Source organism: Nitrosarchaeum koreense MY1 (assembly GCF_000220175.1).
Taxonomy (GTDB): domain Archaea; phylum Thermoproteota; class Nitrososphaeria; order Nitrososphaerales; family Nitrosopumilaceae; genus Nitrosarchaeum; species Nitrosarchaeum koreense.
Map to the genome: position 1 here is coordinate 1279543 of NZ_AFPU01000001.1, position 23516 is coordinate 1303058.

At 32.9% G+C, this 23516-nt stretch carries 30 protein-coding genes and 4 tRNA genes; 17 read left to right on the top strand and 17 right to left on the bottom strand.

Annotation, left to right across the window (positions count from 1 at the left end; all coding sequences use genetic code 11):
* Window positions 1-15 precede the first annotated feature (15 nt).
* The 4 genes from MY1_RS07430 to pheS all read right to left on the bottom strand — a co-directional run bounded on the left by MY1_RS07430 (window position 16) and on the right by pheS (window position 4084).
* Window positions 16-255 carry an Lrp/AsnC family transcriptional regulator gene (locus MY1_RS07430; RefSeq protein WP_048110523.1) on the bottom strand — a complete coding sequence of 80 codons (240 nt, stop codon included), beginning with the start codon at window positions 253-255 and terminating at the stop codon, window positions 16-18.
* 48 nt (window positions 256-303) lie between these two features.
* A complete protein-coding gene (locus MY1_RS07435; protein WP_007551321.1) occupies window positions 304-729 on the bottom strand; it encodes an EVE domain-containing protein in 426 nt (141 codons plus the stop codon).
* A gap of 335 nt (window positions 730-1064) precedes the next feature.
* Entirely contained in the window at window positions 1065-2702 is a 1638-nt protein-coding gene (gene pheT, locus MY1_RS07440) for a phenylalanine--tRNA ligase subunit beta (protein ID WP_007551322.1), read from the bottom strand.
* Window positions 2693-4084, bottom strand: a complete 1392-nt coding sequence (gene pheS / locus MY1_RS07445) for a phenylalanine--tRNA ligase subunit alpha (RefSeq protein WP_007551323.1) — start codon at window positions 4082-4084, stop codon at window positions 2693-2695. Before pheS ends, pheT begins: the two co-directional genes overlap by 10 nt.
* A 51-nt stretch (window positions 4085-4135) precedes the next feature.
* On the opposite strand from pheS, the gene MY1_RS07450 reads away from it, so the two are divergent.
* Window positions 4136-5245, top strand: a complete 1110-nt coding sequence (locus MY1_RS07450; RefSeq protein ID WP_007551324.1) for a tryptophan--tRNA ligase — start codon at window positions 4136-4138, stop codon at window positions 5243-5245.
* On the top strand, window positions 5245-5526 hold the full coding sequence (locus MY1_RS07455; RefSeq protein ID WP_048110025.1) for a hypothetical protein: 282 nt from the start codon (window positions 5245-5247) through the stop codon (window positions 5524-5526). Before MY1_RS07450 ends, MY1_RS07455 begins: the two co-directional genes overlap by 1 nt.
* 147 nt (window positions 5527-5673) lie before the next feature.
* On the opposite strand, the gene MY1_RS07460 is transcribed toward MY1_RS07455, so the two are convergent.
* The 5 genes from MY1_RS07460 to MY1_RS07480 all read right to left on the bottom strand — a co-directional run bounded on the left by MY1_RS07460 (window position 5674) and on the right by MY1_RS07480 (window position 8920).
* On the bottom strand, window positions 5674-6525 hold the full coding sequence (locus MY1_RS07460; protein WP_007551326.1) for a CxxC-x17-CxxC domain-containing protein: 852 nt from the start codon (window positions 6523-6525) through the stop codon (window positions 5674-5676).
* Window positions 6526-6589: 64 nt separating this feature from the next.
* Entirely contained in the window at window positions 6590-6919 is a 330-nt protein-coding gene (locus tag MY1_RS07465) for a hypothetical protein (RefSeq protein ID WP_048110029.1), read from the bottom strand.
* 56 nt (window positions 6920-6975) lie between these two features.
* Entirely contained in the window at window positions 6976-7449 is a 474-nt protein-coding gene (locus MY1_RS07470) for a phosphopantetheine adenylyltransferase (protein WP_007551330.1), read from the bottom strand.
* 31 nt (window positions 7450-7480) lie between these two features.
* Entirely contained in the window at window positions 7481-8506 is a 1026-nt protein-coding gene (locus tag MY1_RS07475) for a hypothetical protein (RefSeq protein WP_007551331.1), read from the bottom strand.
* 340 nt (window positions 8507-8846) lie between these two features.
* Window positions 8847-8920: transfer RNA gene (locus MY1_RS07480), tRNA-Ala, on the bottom strand.
* Window positions 8921-9000: 80 nt separating this feature from the next.
* On the opposite strand from MY1_RS07480, the gene MY1_RS07485 reads away from it, so the two are divergent.
* Entirely contained in the window at window positions 9001-9555 is a 555-nt protein-coding gene (locus tag MY1_RS07485) for a thioredoxin family protein (protein WP_007551332.1), read from the top strand.
* A 33-nt stretch (window positions 9556-9588) separates the two neighbouring features.
* Window positions 9589-9663: transfer RNA gene (locus MY1_RS07490), tRNA-Ile, on the top strand.
* A 4-nt stretch (window positions 9664-9667) separates the two neighbouring features.
* Here the strand turns inward: MY1_RS07490 and MY1_RS07495 are convergent.
* Window positions 9668-10561 (bottom strand): helix-turn-helix domain-containing protein, encoded by an 894-nt coding sequence (locus tag MY1_RS07495; protein ID WP_007551333.1) that lies wholly within the window; start codon window positions 10559-10561, stop codon window positions 9668-9670.
* Window positions 10562-10671: 110 nt separating this feature from the next.
* Between MY1_RS07495 and MY1_RS07500 the strand changes: the two genes are divergently transcribed.
* Together MY1_RS07500 and MY1_RS07505 are read left to right on the top strand one after the other, a co-directional pair.
* On the top strand, window positions 10672-10917 hold the full coding sequence (locus MY1_RS07500) for an integrase core domain-containing protein (RefSeq protein WP_007551334.1): 246 nt from the start codon (window positions 10672-10674) through the stop codon (window positions 10915-10917).
* Between the two features lie 291 nt (window positions 10918-11208).
* On the top strand, window positions 11209-11595 hold the full coding sequence (locus MY1_RS07505) for a hypothetical protein (protein WP_007551335.1): 387 nt from the start codon (window positions 11209-11211) through the stop codon (window positions 11593-11595).
* 8 nt (window positions 11596-11603) lie between these two features.
* On the opposite strand, the gene MY1_RS07510 is transcribed toward MY1_RS07505, so the two are convergent.
* A tRNA-Leu gene (locus MY1_RS07510) sits at window positions 11604-11726 on the bottom strand.
* A 91-nt stretch (window positions 11727-11817) separates the two neighbouring features.
* Between MY1_RS07510 and MY1_RS07515 the strand changes: the two genes are divergently transcribed.
* Window positions 11818-11891, top strand: a tRNA-Thr gene (locus tag MY1_RS07515).
* 1 nt (window position 11892) lies between these two features.
* On the opposite strand, the gene MY1_RS07520 is transcribed toward MY1_RS07515, so the two are convergent.
* The 4 genes from MY1_RS07520 to MY1_RS07535 all read right to left on the bottom strand — a co-directional run bounded on the left by MY1_RS07520 (window position 11893) and on the right by MY1_RS07535 (window position 14690).
* Window positions 11893-12753, bottom strand: coding sequence for a DNA adenine methylase (locus MY1_RS07520; protein WP_007551336.1), 861 nt, complete (start codon window positions 12751-12753; stop codon window positions 11893-11895).
* 141 nt (window positions 12754-12894) lie between these two features.
* Window positions 12895-13545, bottom strand: a complete 651-nt coding sequence (locus MY1_RS07525) for an ammonia monooxygenase family protein (RefSeq protein WP_048110034.1) — start codon at window positions 13543-13545, stop codon at window positions 12895-12897.
* A gap of 102 nt (window positions 13546-13647) precedes the next feature.
* Window positions 13648-14010 (bottom strand): hypothetical protein, encoded by a 363-nt coding sequence (locus tag MY1_RS07530; protein ID WP_007551338.1) that lies wholly within the window; start codon window positions 14008-14010, stop codon window positions 13648-13650.
* Between the two features lie 116 nt (window positions 14011-14126).
* Complete coding sequence (locus tag MY1_RS07535; RefSeq protein WP_007402982.1) at window positions 14127-14690, bottom strand: methane monooxygenase/ammonia monooxygenase subunit C; 564 nt, start codon at window positions 14688-14690, stop codon at window positions 14127-14129.
* Between the two features lie 253 nt (window positions 14691-14943).
* Between MY1_RS07535 and MY1_RS07540 the strand changes: the two genes are divergently transcribed.
* The 3 genes from MY1_RS07540 to MY1_RS07550 all read left to right on the top strand — a co-directional run bounded on the left by MY1_RS07540 (window position 14944) and on the right by MY1_RS07550 (window position 16486).
* Window positions 14944-15513 (top strand): methane monooxygenase/ammonia monooxygenase subunit B, encoded by a 570-nt coding sequence (locus tag MY1_RS07540; RefSeq protein WP_007551342.1) that lies wholly within the window; start codon window positions 14944-14946, stop codon window positions 15511-15513.
* Between the two features lie 95 nt (window positions 15514-15608).
* The gene (locus MY1_RS07545) at window positions 15609-15923 is read left to right on the top strand and encodes a hypothetical protein (protein ID WP_007551343.1); all 315 of its coding nucleotides are present in this window, start codon (window positions 15609-15611) and stop codon (window positions 15921-15923) included.
* Window positions 15924-15961: 38 nt separating this feature from the next.
* Complete coding sequence (locus MY1_RS07550) at window positions 15962-16486, top strand: hypothetical protein (protein ID WP_007551344.1); 525 nt, start codon at window positions 15962-15964, stop codon at window positions 16484-16486.
* A 92-nt stretch (window positions 16487-16578) separates the two neighbouring features.
* On the opposite strand, the gene MY1_RS07555 is transcribed toward MY1_RS07550, so the two are convergent.
* The gene (locus MY1_RS07555) at window positions 16579-16920 is read right to left on the bottom strand and encodes a hypothetical protein (protein WP_237698826.1); all 342 of its coding nucleotides are present in this window, start codon (window positions 16918-16920) and stop codon (window positions 16579-16581) included.
* Between the two features lie 40 nt (window positions 16921-16960).
* The gene (locus MY1_RS07560) at window positions 16961-17293 is read right to left on the bottom strand and encodes a hypothetical protein (RefSeq protein WP_007551345.1); all 333 of its coding nucleotides are present in this window, start codon (window positions 17291-17293) and stop codon (window positions 16961-16963) included.
* A gap of 127 nt (window positions 17294-17420) precedes the next feature.
* Here MY1_RS07560 and MY1_RS07565 point away from each other — a divergent pair, with 127 nt between their 5' ends.
* From MY1_RS07565 to MY1_RS07595, 7 genes are all read left to right on the top strand, one after another.
* On the top strand, window positions 17421-17870 hold the full coding sequence (locus tag MY1_RS07565) for a 30S ribosomal protein S15 (protein ID WP_007551346.1): 450 nt from the start codon (window positions 17421-17423) through the stop codon (window positions 17868-17870).
* Window positions 17870-19291: a RecJ family nuclease gene (gene recJ, locus MY1_RS07570; protein ID WP_007551347.1), complete on the top strand. Its 1422-nt coding sequence runs from the start codon at window positions 17870-17872 to the stop codon at window positions 19289-19291. Before MY1_RS07565 ends, recJ begins: the two co-directional genes overlap by 1 nt.
* Complete coding sequence (locus MY1_RS07575) at window positions 19254-19496, top strand: KEOPS complex subunit Pcc1 (protein ID WP_048110037.1); 243 nt, start codon at window positions 19254-19256, stop codon at window positions 19494-19496. The genes recJ and MY1_RS07575 overlap by 38 nt, the downstream gene beginning before the upstream one ends.
* Window positions 19496-20758, top strand: a complete 1263-nt coding sequence (serS, locus tag MY1_RS07580) for a serine--tRNA ligase (RefSeq protein ID WP_007551349.1) — start codon at window positions 19496-19498, stop codon at window positions 20756-20758. The genes MY1_RS07575 and serS overlap by 1 nt, the downstream gene beginning before the upstream one ends.
* Window positions 20759-20798: 40 nt before the next feature.
* Window positions 20799-21410 carry a 30S ribosomal protein S3ae gene (locus MY1_RS07585; protein ID WP_007551351.1) on the top strand — a complete coding sequence of 204 codons (612 nt, stop codon included), beginning with the start codon at window positions 20799-20801 and terminating at the stop codon, window positions 21408-21410.
* Window positions 21411-21434: 24 nt separating this feature from the next.
* Window positions 21435-21860 (top strand): RNA-binding domain-containing protein, encoded by a 426-nt coding sequence (locus MY1_RS07590; protein WP_007551353.1) that lies wholly within the window; start codon window positions 21435-21437, stop codon window positions 21858-21860.
* Window positions 21861-22045: 185 nt separating this feature from the next.
* Entirely contained in the window at window positions 22046-23503 is a 1458-nt protein-coding gene (locus MY1_RS07595; protein WP_007551354.1) for an NAD(P)/FAD-dependent oxidoreductase, read from the top strand.
* Window positions 23504-23516: the final 13 nt, after the last annotated feature.

A 23516-nucleotide genomic window follows, 5' to 3' on the forward strand; every position in this document is an offset into this window, starting at 1 on the left:
TAGAAAAAAGAATGTTTATGATTGACCTTCTATACCCATAAGGGTTAGAGTAGATCTAATCTTTTCAATTTTTCGAATCTTCCAAGTAATTGTTTCTCTGAGTTTTTCTACAGTATCAGATTCAATCTTGGCTAAGATATCATATGCTCCGAAAGTGCCATGAACTTCCTTCACACCGTCTAGACCCTTAAGTTGCTGTATAATAGCCTCTTCAGAACCTAGTTCACAGTTTATTAAAACATAAGCTGTTGCCATATATCCATTAAACAAAACGACTATATCAATAAACCGATTATGCCGAATTTAGTTTTGAGAAATATCAATAATAGTATCCCAAATTTGCTGAGGTACAGGCATTACAGATAATCTAGAAATACGAATAAGTTCCCAATTTTGAAATTTTTTCTGTTTTTTCATCTCATCTAATGTGATTGGACGTTTTAATGATTTTTTATATTTAACATCAAACACAATGAATCTTTTGTTATCTTCTTTTGGATTTGGATATGGATCTGAAATCACTTCCATAATTCCAACAATTTGTCGTTCATCACCAGTGTGATAAAATAAAACAAGATCCCCTTTTTTTATTTCACGCATATGTTTTAGAGCTAAATTATTATGAACACCATCCCATATTGTTGTTTTATCTTTTTTTAGAGTTTCAAAATTATATCCTCTTGATCCGCTAGGTTCTTGTTTTGCTAACCAATAATTCACATTTTTCAAAATTTACATCGTTATGAATGCTTTACGTTTTAAAATTGTTAAATGTTCCCCGGTTCTGACTCGCGCAAGATCATTGGTATTTTTAGCCTAAACCTCCTTGGGTTTTCTAACCGGGGTTTGCCCATATTGTAGCACACCTGGGTGAATTAGAAATCATTGGTATCAATACGATCGACATCATCCTAATCCGTCTGTGTGCCTGCTCTTGGGCGTTTAACTATAGATTTAGCTATGCTAAAAACCATTGATCAGAATTACTCAGCGATATAAAGTAACTAAGCACAAATTTAGTCTCAATTAGAAAATATAATTGAAAAAAATCAAAACATAAAAAATTACTCAAAAATTAATCCAGAAAGAGAAATCTCAAATCCAACTACTGGAACACGTATTTTGTAGTTTTCAATTGTTTTTGAATTGATTTCACCAATCATACCAATTGTTTTTCCATTTATTGAAATTGAAGCTGTTCGTCCTTCTTCAAAAATTGGATGAGATAAAGTTTTTGTTTCAATTTCTAAATTAAATCCTATTTTTAATGCAGACTGCAAGATGGACTTAATTTCAGTAAAAGTTGCATCTTGATGTGCACTAATTCCTGCAAGATTAGTTGTTTCATTTATGGGATTTCCATATGAAAAAACAGTACCAGTTTCAAATAATTTCTGTGGATAAGCAGTATGAATATTTTTAGAAAGATTTTCTAACAATCCAGGAAGAATTGAATCTCGCAAAATTGTATGCTCTTGACTCTTTGAGTCTAATACAGAGATTATGTTTCTAGGTTCTCTGTTTGTTATTTCATATAGAACTCGTTTACTTGTCAAGCTTGAATTTAGAGCTTCAGTGTATCCCAATCCAACCATTATCAGACTTAGAGATTTGAGTTTTACAGATATTGAATTTGGTTGTCCCAAAGTTTGAGATGGTGATAAAATTGGAATTAAATTCTGGATACCGTAACCCAATGAAACTTCTTCAACTAAATCCATCGGACCAAATATATCAAATCGATATGCAGGTACAGAACAAATAATATTTTTACCTTTCAAAGTAGCATCGAGTCTTGATTTTTTAAGAGATGAGATAATCTGAGAATTACTAAGATCAAGTCCAAGTGTTTGATTGATTAGATTAGAATTAATCAAGATTTTTCTTGACTCTAATTTTGGTGAAGTGTTTTTGGCCCCAAGAATTTTTGTAGAATAGAGAGTAAATCCGGCAGTTTGAAGTATTGTGGCAACTACAGAAAGCATGTCTTCTGCATCCTCTTTGTTAATACCTGTTACTTCAACAAAGAGATTTTTTGTTTTTGGAGTAACAGCTGTTACTGCTGCATTGATAATAGGTGGAAATGACACTGTTTGTTTTTTTGAATCTAGAATAAGAGGAATTTTTATTGAATTTCCAAGTATTGTTCCGTATTCTTTCCCTACATCAGTACTACTAAGAATTTCAGATATGGTAAGTTCACTTTTAGAATTTAATGGAATAAATCTGTGATCCCTATTAGTAGTAGTATAAGTTAAAGGAAAAATGATTTTATCTAAATCATGAATTCCAATAGAAGATTTTTTTCTTTTTCTACCTAGTCCAAAATGAAGATCCTCTTGCATTGCCATTAGTTGTTTAATCAAATTATCATCAACATTTCCATTTTTTGCAATAATTCCAGTTACAAATGGTCTGATTTTAGATACAGATGGATCTGCATGAATAACATAATTATTTGATTTTTTTATGATTAATTTGAAAATTCCTGTTTTGATTCCAAGTAGCCCTTGTAAACCAAGTGCAATACCTAAATCAGTAGAATAATCAGGTCGATTAGGACTATACTCGATTCTTATCAGATCTTTATCTTCAGATTCAATATCAAGTCCTAAGAAAGGAAGCAAGTCAGAAATTTGTTTTTTTGAAACTTTTCCAATTAATTTTTGAAGTCTAGAGTAAGATAGTTCAACTACTGGCATTTTGTTGTACTCCTCAACCAACTCAAATTATTGTTGTAAAATTCTCTAACGTCATCCAAACCATATTTTAGCATTGCAATTCGTTCAATACCTCCACCCCAAGCTAGTACAGGTTTTGTAATTCCAAGAGGTTTTGTTACTTCTGGTCTAAAAATACCCATACCAAATAGCTCTACCCATTTTTCTAATCGATCATTGTAAACCATTGTTTGTAAAGATGGTTCGGTATAAGGAAAGAATGTTGGCCAGAATTTTATTTTTGTGATTCCTATTCGTCTGTAAAATTCTTGTTGTATTCCCATTAAATCACGCAAAGTAGCATTTTTTCCAACTACGATTCCTTCAATCTGATTAAATTCTACTAGATGTTTGTAGCTTACTTTTTCATTTCTAAATACACGTCCAAGAGAGAATACTCTAGCTTCATCAGGTTTGTTTTCTGCGAGGTGTTTGATTGTTACACATGTTGTATGGGTTCGAAGAACCATTTTTCGTGCTTCATTAATATCCCAATTATATCGCCATCCTTTTTTATGAGATTCAGAAATTTTTTTGATTTGTTCTGAAGTCCCAATTTTTTTGGCAGATATACCATCAAGATAAAATGTATCTTGTAATTCTCGTGCAGGGTGATCTTGAGGAGTAAATAATGCATCAAAATTCCAAAAGCTTGGTTGAGTCATACTACCAATTATTTCCGTAAAGCCTAATGTAACAAAGATCTCACGAATTTCATCAATAGTATCCTTTAGAGGATGAGTACGTGCAACAAATACGTCAGGCACTTTAGATTCAACATTTATCTCACCTGACAAACCAGCAGTTATTTCAATAGATTTTGCAATATCTGTTAATGATATTTCTTTTGTCTTAATCACATTTTCTATTATAAAATCAGGTCTTTTCAAAATAAAGGATAAATCATCAGCATCAATTTCATTTTTAGATATTTTATTTTCTCCAATTTGTTTTAGAGTTTTTTCTCCTGGAAGCTCAGAAGGATAATTTTTTAGGAAGATTTTTTCTTCAGATGCATCCACCCAATTATTTTTTCTTGCCAATCCCATAGCAGGACCAAAAACATTTCCAAGGTCTTTTTGAAGATCTTGTAATTTTTTTGATTCATTTTTTAATAAATCAAGTAATCTTCTTTCAGGCAATCCTTTATGAAATGATTCTAATCCATTTTTTCCAAGTGATAGACTTATAGCTTGAGATTCAGTTACAATAGCCAAACCTTTTAGTTTAAGCCATTCTATTCCACGGCGGATTTGATCAGGGGATAGATTTGTAGATTTTTCAAGGTTTTCAGGAGTTTGTTTTTCATTGTTTTTCAAAGAGGTAATAATTTTTTTTTCAATCTCATGAAGTACCTGTGACATCAGCAGAAAGACTGAAAAAGACTTTTTAAACCTTAACCTAAGTCAAAATGAATGTCAGCTGATGACTTTATAGTAACTCCTTGGCATGTTGAAGGTGATATTGATTATGATAAGTTAATCAAAAAATTTGGAACTGAAAAAATTTCATCTGATATTCTTAATAGAATCAAAAAAACTACAGGCGAAGACCATTTTATGCTAAGAAGAGGTATTTTCTTTTCTCATCGAGAATTAAATAGAATTTTAGAGGATTATGATAAAGGTAAGAAATTTTTCTTATATACTGGCAGGGGACCATCAGGACATACTCATATTGGTCATTTGGTTCCTTGGGTATTTTCTAAATGGCTACAAGACAAATTTGGTGTAAATATGTATTTTCAATTAACAGATGATGAAAAATTTTATGCAAAACCAAATCTCACTTTAGAAGAAACTAGTAAATTTGCATATGAAAATGCACTTGATTTTATTGCTTTAGGCTTTAAACCAAACAATACAAAAATAATTATCAATACAAAAAACATTCAAACATTATATCCTATTGCTGCACAAGTTGCTAAAAAAATTAATTTTTCAAATACAAAAGCAGTATTTGGATTTACAAATGAGACAAATATTGGAATGATTTTTTATACAGCATTACAATCTGCACCGTGTTTCATTGAAGATAAACCAGTTTTGATTCCATTAGGAGTTGATCAAGATCCTCATTTTAGATTAACAAGAGACATAGCTCCAAAAATTGGAAAACAAAAACCAGCCTTAATTCATAATATCATGATTCCAGGGCTATCAGGACCTGGAGGAAAAATGTCAGCTTCAGATGAAAATGGAACTATCTATACAACTGATTCTCCAAATACAGTAAAGAAAAAAATTAACAAGCATGCATTTTCTGGAGGCCAGACAGATATTGAGCAACATAGAAAACTTGGAGGGAATCCAGATATTGATGTCTCTTATCAATATCTTAGAATTTTCTTTGAACCAGATGATAATAAACTAAAATCAATTTATGATGATTATAAATCTGGAAAAATGCTTACTGGGGAATTAAAAGCAATATTAATTGAAAAAATAAACGAGTTTCTTGCAATTCATCAAGAAAAAAGAGAGAAAGCAAAAGATCAGATCGATCAATTCATTTTTGAGAATTAATGAAAATCAAAATTAGATGCGATGATAAGTATGAGGCTCAAAAGATATCCAGCCTTCTATTTATCAAAGACATGAATGAAACTTTCATTACAGCAATTTTAAACATATTTGATAATGAAATAGTTGTAGCATTAAAAGACAAATCAGCCCACAGTATTCTTTTAAAAGATAAAGTAGATGTGGATGTTTTTGTAGATTTTATTCAATCAGTTATCGAAAAAGAACACAAGATAGTTTCTACTGTAATGTTGGATGAATATGTAGAAATTGTAAAAGAGTGAATTAACCTGAGAATATTGTGTAAATTGCTACAATTCCAACCATTACAACAAGACTGATACCTAATGCTTTAAAGTCATTATCCATATTTGGAAAATAAATAATCATTATTAAAAATGTTAATAAATTCTTAAAAGGGATTCAAGTAATTATCTTGGAAAATATCTACTTTTTTTATTCATAGATTTCGGTTTTTTATGTTCAGTTTTTGCTTGAGGTTGCCTAATTTCATTACAGTTCAAACATAATACTCTCAAATCTTTTCTAGCCAACTCTGGTTCAGAAATATACTTTCCCCAGGATGAAGCAAATCCACCTCTACGAATACTGTCAAATGCATCTTCATCATTAATATGATTAAATCCTAAAGCTCGCTCATCTTTAAATCCACAACTGGAACATATTTTACCACCTAAAATTTCAAATAATTTTTCTTTTAGAGAAGAATAGAATTTTTCAGAACCATTTGAATAGAAACTCTCAGATTTTTTTAGGAATTTTTCATTTTTAGATTTAGAATTTCTAAAATCATCTTGTCTAGATCTCGGTTCATCTCTGGAATATCTATCTCGAGATCTCGGTTCATCTCTGGAATATCTATCTCGAGATCTCGGTTCATCTCTGGAATATCTATCTCGAGATCTCGGTTCATCTCTGGAATATCTATCTCGAGATCTTGGTTCATCTCTGGAATATCTATCTCGAGATTCTTGTGGTTTATTTTTTTGAAAACATTCGCTACAATATACAGGTCTGTTAAATTTTGGTTCAAATGGAATTTGGCATTCATCTCCACAATCACCACATGTTACAGTATGCATTTCTGGTTTTCTTTCATTTCTGGAATATCTATCTCGAGAAGGTCTTTCATATCTAGAATTTCTAAAAGAACGTGAAGGTATGTCATCTCTAGAATTTCTAGAAGTTTGATTAGGTTTAGAATGTCGATCAAATTTTTTATCAGAATATTTTGCTTTATAGAGATCCATTTTCTTATACATATTCATCACTATTGATTATAGATAGTTAGAGCTTGAATTTGTGCCTAGATAGAAAATTTGTAAATTAAACTAGGGATTTATCCATTTCAGTGCCCATAATTTCTTGAACTTTTAGAAAATATAGTTTTGTAGAATATGGCATATCATCTAAATTATTATCAACTACAATCATAAAATAACGAACTGCCCTTTTTGAGATATCAAGATTAAATTTCATAGGAAGAATTGGGTCTTGTTTTACCTTGATTTTATCTTGCAACCATGGAGGAGCCATATCAATAGTTTCTTTAATAATTTTATTATACCAAAATGAAAGATTTTCTGGATGTAGACCCTCCTTAAGATTTGAAATGTCAGCATCGAATTTTTTCATCATGTTATTTATAATCGCCATTGAGCCTTAATCCAAAAATATTGTTTTATTACAATTACTCAAACATAGACAATCTTCTAGTCAATTGATGATACGTTACCATCTATGTCTATTTCTAAATTTTTTATTCTCGTTGTAGAAATTCTATTTCCATCATGAGCCAAGACCATAGGAACTATTACAATTTTTACAGGAGATAGATTTTTTTCTTTACGAAGTTGATTTAAGATTTCTCCTTGATTTCCGGTCTCATCGCTTACTACAAGAGCCTGTACATTTTCTTCTAAAACAGCAGGTCCAAAATCATTATCTAATTTACTTATTTGAAAGTGCTGATTTGGGAAATTTGTTTTAATTACATTTGTTAATGTATCAAATCTTTTTTCATAATTGTTCAGTGTTTTTTTCCCTCTTTTTTCAGCTAATGCGTCGCTGGTCAAACCAATAATCACATCAGATGAAATTGAAAATGCTTTTGCAAGTAAAGTAAGATGACCTTTGTGAATGATATCAAAAGTCCCTCCCATTGCAACAAGAGTAAACTGAGGCATACTAACAAATAGAAAAGATGTAAAGATAAATCTACTTTACAAGTATCAATACTATCGGTCCTGGATTTGCAATTGGAACATTGTTTCTATCCCAGACAAATGTCTCAATGAAAAATAAACCACTACTTTCTGGAATCCAATCTACAGATTGGGATTGTTGACCAGTTTCAATATATCGCCCATCATATTTTCCTATAAATTCTACATATGGTGTTCCAGATTGTTTTATTTGAACATAATATGTATACGGAGTTTCGTTAGTTTTTTGATCTGCTGAAAATTGAATCCAAGCATCACTTTGGATTATCACTGTTGAACCAACTTTAATCTCTGAAAGGTTTTTCCCCTCCTTATCAAGTATTGATACTTTAGATATCGTAACAAGTTTTGTTGCTATTTCAGACTCTGGAATTGTCACATTTTTAGGGTCAGAATAAAATACATTTGATTCAGCTGAAATAGTAAATCCTACTATTCTTGATTGAATTTTTTCATTGAAATTGAAATTTATTGTTTCATTTGATTCAGCATTGCCAATAGGAATGGTAATTACATCGATTATTCTAGGAGGTTGAAAATTATCATAGAAGGTAAGATAGACATTAGTATTATTTGATGGTGCAGCACCATTTTTTAGAACACCTGAAAAACGAAGAGTGTCATCTAAATCAATATTGTTTACTTCAACAGATAGTTGTTTTGATTTAGAAGTTGATGAATTGAATAAACCAAGAGAAACAGAGGCATGTGTGATCTCAGAATTTGGAGTTTTCGATTTAATGATGTAAGGTGATGTTCCAAGGGGCGGGATTACTTGCAAAGAGGATTTTCCTTCAACAATTTCTAGAGGCTCAGGATTAGTATCGTCATAAAATATAACACGTATTCGTACATCAGTCACAGAAGTCAGAGTATTAGTATTTTTAACTTCACCTACAACTACAGTATATCCTTGTTCATCTTGGTAAACATATGGAGTATTACTTGTAAGAATTACAGATAATGTAGGTAATGTATCAGTTTTTTGAGCAAAAATCGAGGTAATAGGAAATAACATTAAAATCAAAAATACGGTAAAAATAATTTTCTTCATGTGAATTTTATTGATTAGAGATTAATTTTGTGCAACATATGATATAGTCAACAAGAAAGGTAAGAACGTTTAACCCAGTTATCACTGAATAATTAATAAAAAGAAGTTAAAAGAAATAAAAATTTTATCGTCTTTTCTTCATTGCTGTAATTGCTAACCAGTATACTAATCCTGGTGCCAATCCAACAATGAGTGGAATCCAAACTGGCCATGCATCTGCTGCGCTTGTCATAGATTAAAACGAAAAGTTATCCTATTTAAATCCATCCAGAAATCCGATATTCAGAATTGATCGAAGGGTAAGTGGACTGGACGGGATTTGAACCCATGACCCCCCGCGTGCAAGGCGGGTATACTACCAGGCTATACTACCAGCCCACATCAAGAAGGGATAAGGTGTGGATTTTAATTGTTGTCTTCTTGAGAAGAATTTTATTTGTATAACAAAATCTCATTTCATGGTACTTTTAGAATCTCAGATTAAATTAAAATCAGGAGATAAAGCTCCAGAGTTTCAACTCTTGGGCATTGATGATAAAAAACACACATTGAATGACTATAACAATTATCATGGAATTTTAGTTATTTTCATGTGTAATCACTGCCCATATGTCAAGGCAAAAGTAGATGCGTTAAACGAGTTATATGAAAAATTTGGAGATAAAATAGCAATAGTTGGAATAAACAGTAATGATTCCAAAGACTATCCAGAAGACAGTTTTGAAAATATGAAAGTAATTGCAAAAGAAAAGGGATTCAAATTTGATTATTTAGTGGATAACACTCAAGAAATTGCAAAGAAATATGGTGCAATATGTACACCAGATCCTTTCTTATTCAATAGCAACAAACAGCTAGTATTTCATGGAAAGATAGACAATGCTATGAAACCTGATGCTATTGCTACTGAAAAAACAATGAGTAAGAATATAGAAAAATTACTAGATGGAGAGAAAATTGAAAAAGATTTTGACCCATCAATTGGATGCTCCATCAAGTGGAAGGAAAATTAAACTTAAATGAGTCCTGTCAAGAGGTTGGATTAAGGGCTCGTAGCTCAGCTTGGCTGGAGCGTTCGACTGATAATCGAAAGGTCATGTGTTCGAATCACATCGGGCCCACTTTTTATTTTGAACTTTCAGAGACAGTTTTTGACCATTGAAGAACATCTTCAAATTTTTCAGATATTAAATCAGATTGGATTTTTGTCTTTTTTCCAACTTTTCCGCACAATGCCAATCGTATTCGTTTTCCCAATTTTTCCTTAATCGAATTTACAGATTCTGCAAAAAAATGTAATCCTTCTTCTGTATTTGAAAAAACTAGAATAATCATTATTCCTGATTTTTGTTTCCAAATTTTTCCCATGAGTTTTTGTAAATCAAGATCAAACAAGACATTGATTGCAGACGACATATCACCAAGATGGAAAACCCTCCACCCATCTGAATGCAAAGATGCAGAAGCGGCTTCAGATAACAGATTACTATATGCATCTGCTGAAATTACGATTATGTTATTTTTTGGGTTTGAATCAATTGAAATTTGATTAAAAATATGAAGGGATTTAGATATAATATTTTGTAGTAATTTTTGCTCAGTATTTCCAATTTTTCCATCATCGTATAATTTTTGAATTGATTCTACAGAAGGAATAATTACTTCAGTAACAAGTTTTGGAATAGTTGCCCCAGAATTAATACAGTTTTTAATTAGTGAATAAATTTGAGCCTCTTGTCCTTTGATTAATTTATCAAGATATTGTGGTGCAACTTTAAAGTAATCATCAGGAAAAGAATATGCCTCTTGTCCTGACTCTAAAAACCACAATGTGATATTTCCAATATTGTTTTGTCGGAGAAATCCTTCTGCGGCAAATACTTTGAGATATTTTGTCATGGTGGTTCTATTCACTCCAAGTTTTTTTGAGATTTCAACTCCAGACATTCCACTTTTAGAATCTTCAAGAAGATCAATCAATTTCTGCCTAATTTCTGAAGATTCGTATCCTTTACCCATACTGCTCCAAAGTTAAGGTATTGTATAAAGACTAATTTTCATCTGATGCCTTTCAAAAGGAGTATGGTGGAGTCAAGAAAGGATCACCTATCCATATTCAACATATCACTTTGAAAGGTGATCATAACAATAACAAAATGGAACGCCTTAATGGGGAATTTCGAGACAGAGAGAAAGTAATGCGAGGAATAAAAAAAGAAAATTCCAGTATTTTTGACGGATATCAGATTTACCACAACTACGTAAGACCTCATTCTTCCTTAGACGGAAAAACACCTGCCGAAGTTTGCGGGATAGAAATACAGGGTGATAACAAATGGAAAACTTTGATTCAAAATGCAAAAATGAAAAATTAATTTCTAGTAATCTTTTCTTTTGTCCATAATCTCCCCCATTGTTTAACATATCTGGGGTTTACCTCTTATCCTGAAAATGACTTAATAAAATACGTTATTTTTCTGTTAAGCATTACTTAATTTCCGCTTTGTTTTTTTCATCATTTTTAAAAATTAATATCGTAGTTGATTGATCTTTGATTGATATGTCCCGATACTTTACAGGGAGAATATGTCCCATAGAGGAAACAGAACCCATAAAATAAAATCTTATATACTTCGGTACTTTAATGTACGGTAAGGAAAAGTAAATTGCCGAAAGCTGGATTCAAATCAATAACTGTATCTGAAACTGTCTATGATAAATTCCAAGACGTTTATCAGAAAAATAAAGACAACCTTGCAATGAAAGGTGTCAATAGTTTTTCAGGTTATGTCACTTACATGTTAGAGGAGATGATGCAAAAAGATAAAACATTTGCAAGATATGCTCCAAAGATTGAGAAAATTTCAATTGATGATGATCGTGTCATACTAAAAGACAATATCAAAAACAGAATAGCTGAAGTTGCAGTACAGAAAGGAGAGTTGTTTTGTCAGCTTTGCGAAGAGAAAGATTGTGTCCATATTGGATTTGTATTTTCACTTCCAGATGTTTACGAAGTTTTGAATTCTAGAGGAATCAGACATCCAAAATAAAGGAGCAGTGGAGGAGGTGGGATTTGAACCCACGAACTCCTGAGAGACAGGATCACCCATTTTTATGATCTTAAGTCCTGCATGTCCAAAAGCACTATGTGCTTACTTTGGCCAGGCTTGATTACTCCTCCAAAAAGGTAGAATTTTGTGTGAAATTTAACAGTTTACAGTTTTTTGAGATATAATCAAGAATTATAAGGATTTTCAAACGCTGAAATTTGTGCTTCGATAGCTCAGCCTGGTAGAGCGTTACCTTGGTAAGGTAAAGGTCGCGGGTTCAGATCCCGTTCGGAGCTTTCAATAATTTTTTATTAAAAGTTCAAAATGACCAGTTCTTTTTTTAGAGTTTGAATTAATAGATCGATTTACTTCTATCCTAGTGATTTTCCATGGTTTCTTTGCAAAGATATCAGATACTTCCTTAGAGTCAGAATTTGACAACAATACATGACATTCTTTAGAATCTAATTTCAAACAAAGTTCAGCTAGTCTAGTAAGATCATCATATGTGAAATCTTTTGTAGTGTAACTCGTAAAATTTGCAGTAGAGCTTACTGGTTGATACGGAGGATCAAAATATACCAAATCTCCTTTTTTTGCATCCCTTAGAACCGACTCAAAATCCCTACATTTGATGGAGATTCTATTTGTCTGCAAGATACTGCTTACAGCACGAATATTTTCTTCGTTTACAATATTGGGGTTTGTGTATTTTCCTAATGGAACATTAAATTTTCCTTTGCTATTTACTCGGTAAAGTCCATTAAAGCAAGTACGATTCAAGAAAATTAGTCTGGATGTTTTTTCAACTTCATTTCTAGGATTGCTTTCTCTTACAGAGTAATAGTATGATTTGGAATCTTTTTGATAATTTTTTTCGTGACTTTTCAGAGATGAAATTAAGGCGTCAATTCTATCTCTAATTGTAGTATATGCCAATACAAGATCAGAATTTAGATCAGAGATACTGCATTTTTGACCATTTTTATCAGTAAGAATATGAAAAAGTAAAGCACCTCCACCAAGAAATGGTTCATAATACGTACCAAAAGCCCCTGGAAGGTTTTGATGTAATATTGGAATTAACTGTCTTTTGCCTCCAGCCCATTTTACAAATGGCTTCGGAGTAACAAGAATTTGTTCATATTGTTGCTTCACATGATATCATCACAATAACGCATATTGTCAAAAGAGACAACAAAAGATCACAACATGTACAATATTTTTTAATCAAATTCTAAAATTGGTATAGAATACTCTAAACTAAAATAATAAAATGAAAAGGAAAGGGTTGAAGTTTTAGTCCCACTTTGACCAAGCGGCCATCCATCTGTATGTCCAAGTGTTTAGCTTACAACCTAATGCTGTAAACGTAACTGACAATACTGCACCAGCACCTGCACCCAGTGCTACTGGACTGTTATAGAATTTACCTACTTGAGGCTCTATTGGTGTCATGTATGGTGGCAATGTTGGTCTTGGATATTTGAATGCCGTTTCTAGTGGGTCTGCTACTGTTATCAGGTTTACCATGTTGAATAATGGTAAAGACATTCCTACAAGTACACCGCCAAACAGTATCAATGAATGTTTGTTCTTCTTTGTAGCCCAATATGCCAAATCAAGCAACATTGCTGATGGCAACCAAACTGGTGTTACAATGAAGTCATATGGATAACCTAGAGCAAACCATGCACCTTTTGCTATCCATGTGTATACTGTCATAATTAGGGCGTAATACGTCGCTGTTCCTGGAACGCCTGTAAACGTTAGGTAATATGTTGCACCTACGCAAAGCATCAAAGTTTGCGATATTGAAAATACCGTAAACGATGTCCAAGCCCAGTCAGTATAGAAAATGTAGTCTCCTGCATTAATTGTTAACAGTGTAGAGTTAACTGCAACTACTACTATGAACAAGTAGTGAGTACATCGTCTTAGCCAGACCATTATCAAGTAGAATAAACGGTCAGTATATAAAATTTTAGAGTGTGGTGGAGATCGTTAATTTTTTTAAAATAAAGTAAAAAGAAGAACTGAAGGATTTTCCTTCTAATGTCCAACAAATGATACTATAAGTATAGTACCCACAGCGGTTGCGGCTAGAGTTGCAGCAATTATTCCATTGCTGTTCTTCTTAGAGCCTTCTTCCATAACTTTAACACAGAAGAGATAACCGATTGCTTCAATAATTGTTAGAACGATGAACGCATAGTGACCACTGCTTGTTGGATATGCCCATGGATAATAGAAGTATCCTGCTGCAGTACCACCAAAAGTTGCTAACCAAGCTGCGATGTAAGATATAGTGATCATACCTGTCATATTTTCGACACGTCGACCAATCATTTTTTCTACATCGGAACTAGATGCGCCACCTGCGCCACTTGAACCAAATCCTTTCGGAAGAGTCATTCTGGAGTTATACTAATCAGAATCCTTTTAAATCTTTCTTAAATGTGAGACCCAGTACGATCTTCGTGATGTTTAAAATAAGAAAAAGAGAAAAAATGTGCTATTGCACTTTGTGTCTATGGAATTGCTCTGCTGTACAATTTGCCTTCTAAAGCCATCTTGTACATCTCTGCAACGTACGGATTCTCACCTGGAGTTTCTGCACCTAATTCTACGAGTCGAGCATATACTCTAACTACGTATGCTAGTGCACCCATGAATGCTACTACGACACCCATGTTAAACATCCAGTGATTTGGTACTGCAAAGATTTCTTCTACAAACCAGAAGTGCCACATCTCATTGACTCCAATTGTAAACATGGTTGCAAGGTAACCAAGAATGGTCATCTTCAATCCAGTGTTAATTGAGTTATTTGGACCTCTGAGTACTGGTACTTTTCTATCATAGATTGCTGCTGCTGCCCATCCAAGTGGTAATGTGATGAAGTGGGAGTATAACCACCAGTGTGCTGGTGTAAATGCACTATCTCTGATAGAGGTTTGATGTAAAGAACCATCAACGAAGTTGTCTACTTCGACTGATGCTGCAGTGGATCCCATAGCAATGACGATGAGCCAGATTTTCTTTAGTCTCTGAATCTCAACTTCTTTTGGGATTAATGCGGGCATCTGTGCCATGTTGACTTTAGTGTTAATTCCGGATATAAAGCAAGGGTTTTGAAATTACAATATTTTATCGGAATTTTGATAAATGAAACAATAGATTATTAGAATATTTCATATAAAATTCGATATATTTTGAAATAATTATACTTAATTTTTATTAATTTCAATGTTAATCATCGATGTTTATCATACCCACGAAGTATCGATCCTCGTTATCAAGGTAAAATATATAACAATGTGTATTATCAATCTGAATATTAGGACTATGGTCGAAAAAAAGATTTTCGTATTAGGACTCGCTGCTGTACTTGCATTAGGTACACTTGGTTTCAACTGGGTTGAATCCATAATTCCAACTGCAGATGCACACGGTGTCCAAGCACAACTTCAGAGTCGTTTCATCAGAATCGAAGATGAAACCTTCAATAGACAATCACTACAAACTGGAGAAACTTTGACTGTTCAAGGTACTTTAGTTAGTCTTGTAGAAAGAGACCTTAGAGGATGGATTTCCATTTTCTCAGAATCTACTAACGCAGGTAACAGATGGGAGATGTTAGCAAGAGACCCACCAGGAAACGTCTTTGACATTCCAGGTAACGCTGTTGTTGAATATTCATTATCTGCAAAAGCACTTGAAGCTGGTGTATATCACGTACACACACAACTTAACGTAGCCAAAGTAGGTCCAGGTCTAGGTCCAGGTCAAACAGTAGTTGTTGAAGGAGAACCAATCATCAAACCAATTCCATATACCAACATCGCATATCAATCAATTATTATTGGTGTTGGCTATGTAATCACGTTTGCAACACGACCCTGGCAAGTTATCTAAGCCACCCACTTTTCCTTTTCATTTTATAGATACTCATTACGATTATAGTATTATAATTAACCAAGTTTTATCTGTAAGAAAAAAATAGAAAAAATATGCTAAGTTTTAAAATAAAAAAATTAGATATATTTCAAAGTTATTTTTTTGGAGATGTTGAGTTTCGTAATGATAATTACAAAATAAACATACAAAATCAGAAAAGAGGAAAAGTACTCAAATTACCTTTTTGGATTAATTCAAAAAAAGAAAAGATGATAGTGAGAATCACAGGATCAAAAGACCTATTTGTTGAAGATTATTTGCTATATTGCGGTCAATCAGAATGGCTTGAAATCGATTCAGATGAAATTACATATTTTCTTGCAGACCATCAAGACCAATTCGACACTATTGAGATAATGGATACTTAACAGAAGGACTTTAAATAATCCACAAAAAAATTACATATATGATTTGGCCAGGAACTGGGGATCCGTATAAGAGAAAAAAGACACTACAGTTTTTGGCTTTAAGTGCAGGAGTAGGAGCTGTTGCTGTTTTAATTACAATTCTAGTTGTAAATCCATTTATCGGAGAACAACCCCGTAGTGCATGTATAAACGATATCCAAACAAATTGGAAGATATCATTTACTGTAGAGATTTATGTCGATAATCAAAAAGCAGACATACCAGCTAATGTCGGTTTCATGGAAGGCGGATGCCAAAGAGCAATTTACACACTAAGTAATGATGGAACGGCATATGCAGAATGGAAAGAAGATCCTAATTTTGAGATTGGGCACTTTTTATGGATTTTCAAATTTCCACTAAGAGACATGGATGAATCAAAATCTGTGATTTATGTTAACGATAGAATTTCAGAAAAATTCATCAAGACCCCATTACAAGATGGATATCATTACAAGGCGATGTTTACCTCAAAAGCATATGATGAGGCAAAAGACACAGACTTCCTACCTCCTCAGAACTAATAAAAAATTTTCAAATCGGACTTTAGAATAAAACTTGAACAGACAGGTTTATTCAGAATTATAAAAATAATGAAAAGAGGAAAGGAGTTATTTTACCAGTATTTACCGTTGTCTGGAATTAAACCGATACCTTCTCTTTCAAAGTGTCTGTCTAATTCATCGACCCATCTCTCACGGTTGTCTTTGTAAGCCCATCCGTGTACACGTAACCAGAATGAGATTACTCCAAGAAGGAATATGGAGAACATTATGGTTCCGAAGATGTAAATCATTACATCATAGAATAATGGATCATAGTTTGGTCCTAACTGACCTGTAAGTGAAGACAGGATGCTTAGGAAAGTTCCTACGATAGGAGTCATTGTATATTTTGGCTCTATTTGTGCGATATATACATTTCTTTTATTATCATAAAGTACGAGATCAGTATCCACTAAAGTATATCAAAGAAAATAAGAGAAAAGTAAGGTTTGTTTATCCTCGTCCCATTGCTGCGTACTTGCCAGATCTTCCTCTAATGAAGAGAGCTCCTGCAATACCACCAAAGACTGCAGCTGTAATAATAGTTGCACCAAGCACACCACTTGCATCAAGATAAGGCGTACCTGATCCAGATGCGGGATTAGCTTCTGCAGCTTCAATTCTTCTTCGTTGAATCTCTAGTGCTTCTTCCAAGGTATATGATCCAGTTTGTCCTTCTGAACCAACGTTACCCATGTATTGTGCAAAAGCGATTGCATTTTCTGCATAGTAACCGATGGTGAACACAGCAATCAGAGATGCTGCTAAAAGTATTTTTGTATTCATACAGTTTACCTGTTCGTTCTGATAAAATTGTACATATTTAACTTTTATTCTAAGCTTCAAAATGCAGACATTATGTACGAGAATCGGAATAAGTAACGTTTAATTTTGTTTTATAATCAGCCCAATCATGGGACGATTACACACACATAGACACGGGAAATCACACACGATTAGACCAGCTACACTACGTGCACCTTCATGGAACACACTTAGTCCTAAAGAAATAGAAGAATTAGTTGTAAGATATTCAAAAGACGGATTATCTCCAAGTCAGATCGGATTAAAACTCAGAGATCAACATTCAATTCCACTCATCAAATCGATTACAAAGAAAAGTCTTGGAAAAATACTAGAGGAAAATAATCTCCAAGCAGAAATGCCAGAAGATCTAGACAATATTGTAAAAAAAGCAGTAGGTCTTCAAAAACATCTCAAGGCAAACAAGGGAGATAATAGAAACGTCAGATCACTTGAATTGATTGAGGCAAAAGTGCACAGATTATCAGTGTACTATAAAAGAATAAATCGTATTCCTGAAAACTGGAAATATAAATCAGTAGTTGCTCAATTAGAGTAATGACAAAAACTCTTGATGAGTCGCTTTCGTTTTTCAAAGATACTATTTCAGATTGTATAAAATCAAGAAAATCGATTTCAGTTACAACTCATATTGATTGTGATGGATTAACATCTGGGAGTATCATCACAAAAGCGCTCATGAGAGCTGGGGCAAAATGCACAGTTAGAACTTCAAAAGAATTTAGTAAGAAAGTTATTGATTCCCTAAAAAAAGATTCTAGAGATTTTCACATTATTACAGATCTTGCAGGTGGATTTGCAAACAACTTAGATGAATCGTTAGGTGAAAACTGGATTGTATTAGATCATCACCAGATATCTGAAAAAGAACAAGAAAATCAAAGAGTCATCAATGCATGGAAATACGGAATTGATGGAGGTATAGAAATTTGTGCAGGTGGAATGGCATATCTTGCAGCAATGGCATTAGACGACAAGAATATTGATTTGTCTGCAATAGCTGTTGTTTCAGCTCTTGGGGATAGACAAGATCAAGGAGAAAGAAAATCATTTGTTGGAAAAAATTTTGAAATTGCCAATACTGCAAAAGAAGAAGGGTTAGTAAATATTGATTTAGATTTATTGTTGGTTGGAAGAGAGACAAGACCAATTTCAGATTCTTTAGCATTTACATCTCAGCCATTTATTGAAGGCTTAACTTGGAATAGAGATTCCTGCCTATCACTTTTGAATTCTTCAGGAATTCAACTAAAAGAAGGAGGCAGATGGAGAGTTCCTGCAGAATTAAATGATGATGAAAAAAGAATAGTCATTGAAACCATTACCAAATTTACATCAGGAAAAAATGCAACAGAGATAATGTCAGAATTAATTGGATATACCTATACATTTCCAAGAGAAGACAAGAGGAGTTTTTTGCGAGATGGAAGAGAATTTTCAACTATGCTAAATTCCTGTGGAAGAATTAGTCGTTCCGGAGTTGGAATTGCTGTTTGCATGGGTGATAGAAATAAGATTCTAAGAGAAGCAGAAACGATCCTTACAGATTATAGAAAAATGATTAGAGAATACATGAATATCTTAACAAACGAAAGATGGAGAATTTCAGAAAGCAAAACATGTGTCATGGTAAATGGGGAAGGAATTGTACCAGAGATGATGACAGGTACAATTTCATCGTTAATTGCAGGTTCTCCAAAGAATGCTGGAAAAATCATAATTTTAAGGACAGGCGGAGAAGAAAACACTATAAAATTTTCATCAAGAAAGTCATTTGGATGCAAATCAGAGATTAACTTAAGTGAGTTAATGAGAACAGGAGCTGAGAAATTTGACGGAGTTGGCGGAGGTCATAATGCAGCAGCTGGTGCAAAAATAACTAAAGACAAATTAGATGGATTTCTAGATTATTTAGAAGTAAATGTCGTTAACATGCCAAGTACAGGTAATTCTCAATAACCTATCAAAAGAAAAGATAGAAACTGTAAAAAAAGCGTTGGAACCAGATAATGTAAATTTTCCAGAAGGATTGAGTCTAAATGTTGAAAATATTGATAACAAACTAGTTTTTAATTTTGAGAGTAGAGAGAACATGAAAAAATTGATAGGTACTGTTGATGAAGTTTTAGAGCATGTTCAGCTTGCATTAAAGGTGATTGAATAATGTTAGATCCAAAAATAATCAAGGAGAATCCACAAAGAATTAGAGACATGCTAAAAGCAAGGGCAGTTGAATTTAATCTTGATGAATTAGTAGAGTTTGATCAAAAAAGAAGAGACCTTATTCTAAAAACAGATAAGATGCGAAAAAAGAAAAACCAAATAGCATTAGAAATTTCTCAGAAAAAGAAATCAGGAGAAGATATTTCACCAATCTTATCTGAAATGAAAAATATTTCAGGAGAACTTACAAAACTAGAATCATTACAGGAAGAAGTAGAAAAAAAATATTCTAATTTAGCATTAACTATTCCAAATTTGATTCACGAGTCTGTACCTATTGGCAAAGATGAAACTGCTAACATAGAAATTAAAAAATGGGGAACAATTCCCAAATTTGATTTTAAAATTAATGACCATATAGATATTTCTGCGAATTTGGATTTAGTTGATCTTGAAAGAGCAGCTAAAGTTGCAGGTGCAAGATTTTATTATCTGAAAAACGATCTTGTTAGATTAAACCAGTCTCTTATTCATTATGGATTAGATTTTCTTGTAGAAAAAAATTATTCTCTAGTACAACCACCATATATGATCAATCGTCAATCTATGGAAGGAGCAATAATAGCCGACGATTTTGAAGAAGTGATTTACAAAATTGATAATGAAGATCTATACATGATTGGAACTTCTGAACATGCTATGGCAGCAATGCGCTCAAACGAGATTATTGAAGGTAAAGATCTTCCTTTAAGATTTGCAGGAGTAAGTCCATGTTTTAGAAAAGAAGCTGGGGCACATGGAAGAGATCAAAAAGGAATTTTCAGAGTACATCAGTTTGACAAAATTGAGCAGTTTGTTTTTGCTCGTCCAGAAGAATCTTGGAAAGAACATGAAAGAATGTTATCTGTAGCTGAGGAGTTCTATCAAAAATTAGAGATCCCATACAAAGTAATGCTACTATCATCAGGCGATATGGGAAAAGTGTCTGCAAAAACATATGATATCGAAGCATGGATGGCAGGTCAAAATGCATATAGAGAAATTGTTTCATGTTCGAATTGTTTAGATTATCAAGCAAGAAGACTAAAGATCAGGTTTAGAGATAAAACAAATGAAGAAACACAATATTTACACACGTTAAACAGTACATTAGTTGCCACATCACGTGTTTTAGTTTCAATAATGGAAAATTTTCAAACTAATGATGGGCATATTGTTATTCCAAAAGTTTTACAAAAATACATGGGCAAAAACATAATCTAGTCGCATACCCTTATATTTTGGATTCAAAGGTCGATAATAATTGGCACGTAGAAAAGGACGAGTAAAGGACAAATGGCGAGAAAAGAAATGGGTAACTGTAAGCGCCCCAGATTCATTTAACAATGTTCCAATTGCTTATGTTCCAATTACTGATGATGAAAATGCAGTAGGTAGAGTTTTAGAAGTCACATTGTATGACATTCTAAAAGGAGACCCATCACAACATCAATACAAGATTTACTTCCAAATAAACAAAGTAGAAGATGATAAAGCTACTACGATTTTTAAAAGATATGAATATTCTAAAGAATTTTTGCGAAGTTTGGTAAGACGAGGTTCATCTAAAATCAATTTCATCATAGATATCAAAACAAAAGATGGTTATGTCTTTAGAATCAAAATACTTGCACTTACACATAGACAACTTAACACATCTAGAAAACATGCATTAAGATTGATTGCTAGAGATGTAATTAACAATACGGTACCTCAAATGACAATTGACCAGTTTGTTCAGGCTACATGTTATAGTAAGATTAATTCTGATATCATGGCTGCATTTAAGAAAGTCATTAGAGTAAGACATGTAGGTCTAGAGAAAGTCAAACTCATCAGAACTGCAGAAAAAGAAATAGCATTGCTTGAAGCCTAAACAACAATCGTATTCATACAGATAATGGTTGACAAATTAGAAGTTACAATTGATGTTATTATACATGCAACTGAAGATATTTTCAAATTCTTAAAATCATTTGAAGACATATTTGAGTTAGATGATGGTTTCACAGTGAATGAAACACTAGGTCATTTTGAGAATACAATAACAATACTAAGTAGGAAAATTGAAAAAAAAGAGGCACAAAAATTTGTCCTAAGATTAATTGAAGCTATATCAAAGGAACAAATTATCAAATTATTAGAAGAGATAGAAGAAAGAACAGTAGATTCCAGACTTCACATTAGATTAGACAAACAAGAATTCATCAGAGGAAATCTAGTATTAAGTGAAAGAGATGCAATAAAAGTGAAAATTCATACACCAATTTATAATAAAAAAGATACTGTCAAAATATTCAGGCAGGTATTCCAAATTGCCAACTAGATTAAATAGTAATGAGAAGGCAATTTAATTTGGGAATGAGGAGATAATAGCCGCTCCAGTCTGAGCGAAAGCTTTGAAGACGCCGCGACGAACCGACCCCATTTTTGAATTTATTATAAAGATCAAAAATTTTCTCACTGAAATCATGGTATTATTTTAAATACGGATAAACGGGGCGTTCTTTTGTGGTAGATTACGACATCATTATAGCTGGAGGCGGATTGGCAGGAACTATAGCTGCTCAATCAGTTTCATATTATTCAAATCAGGGATTAAAAGTTCTAGTTATTGACAGAAGCCCTTCAAATTTACCAGGATCTAAAAGTGTATCAGGTTGGATATGTGGAGATGCAGTTAGTAAAGAAGCTGTAGACTACATGACAAACAGAATTAAAGTTAATTGGAGTGAACCAGAAATTGAACACAAAGTAAAAGGTGTAATGGCATTTTCTCCAGATAGAGAAACATCCATTCCATTTGATGGTGCTGGATATATGCTCAATAGACAAGTTTTGCCAGAACGTCAAAACGAAAGAACATTAGCAATGGGAGTAGATTTTGATTTTGAAATTAATCTTACTGGATTAGTATATGATGGAAATCAAGTAATTGGAGTTCAAGGAATAAACAACAAAACAAAAACACCATACAAAAAAACAGCCAAAGTCGTAATCGATGCAACTGGAATGACATCTATGCTTCGAAATCAAATTTCCAACACAACAAAGATGGAAAAAAAAATAGATCGTACAGATGTAGAATCAACAGGAAGACATATCATGTATTTTGACCAAGGAGAAGAAGATCTAACAGAATTTGATCCAAATTATTGCATAATTCATCTTGATCAGGATATTGCTCCAGGTGGATATGGATGGGTATTTCCTAAAGGAAAAAATAAAGTAAACATAGGTCTTGGGGTTGAAAAAACACTTCTTGAAAAACGAAATCAGAGATTAGGAAAAAACGATAATGTATCAATGTTGATTAATCAATATGTTGAAAGAAATCGAGCAATTAAAAATGCAAGACTATCAGAGGATCCTCAAGATAAGAATAATGCAACTGGAAATTTCCAAGTTTCAGTCAGAAGACAAAATGATTGTATGGTAGCAAATGGATTTGTAATAGTAGGGGATTCTGCATGGATGCCAAAACCACTTGATGCCGGAGGTATTGGACCAGCATTAGTTGCAGGAACTATTGTTGGAAAATGTGTAGTAGAAGCAATTCAATCAGGAGATGTTACGGAAAAAGGATTATGGAAATACAATAAAGAATTCATTAATGAATATGGTTACAAAACAGCAGGATTGGAAATTTTTAGAAAATTAATTCAAACTCTCACCAATGAACAAATTAGTTATGGAATGAAACACTTTTTGGGGAATTTAGATGTAGAAGCAATTTCAAAAGGAGAGCATCCTGACTTTTCAAACGTTACAAAATTAGGAATGATGATCAGAGGGGCACTAAACAAAAAACTAGCTGATGGTTTACGTTTTACTACACAACAAAATAGACTTTTAACAAAACACTATTACGAATATCCTGAATCTCCAGAAGGATTTGATGAGTGGAGTAAGAAACTACATCATATTCTTGATGAATCTAATGCTAAATTACCTCAATATCAAAACTAAGCTTTATTTGTAA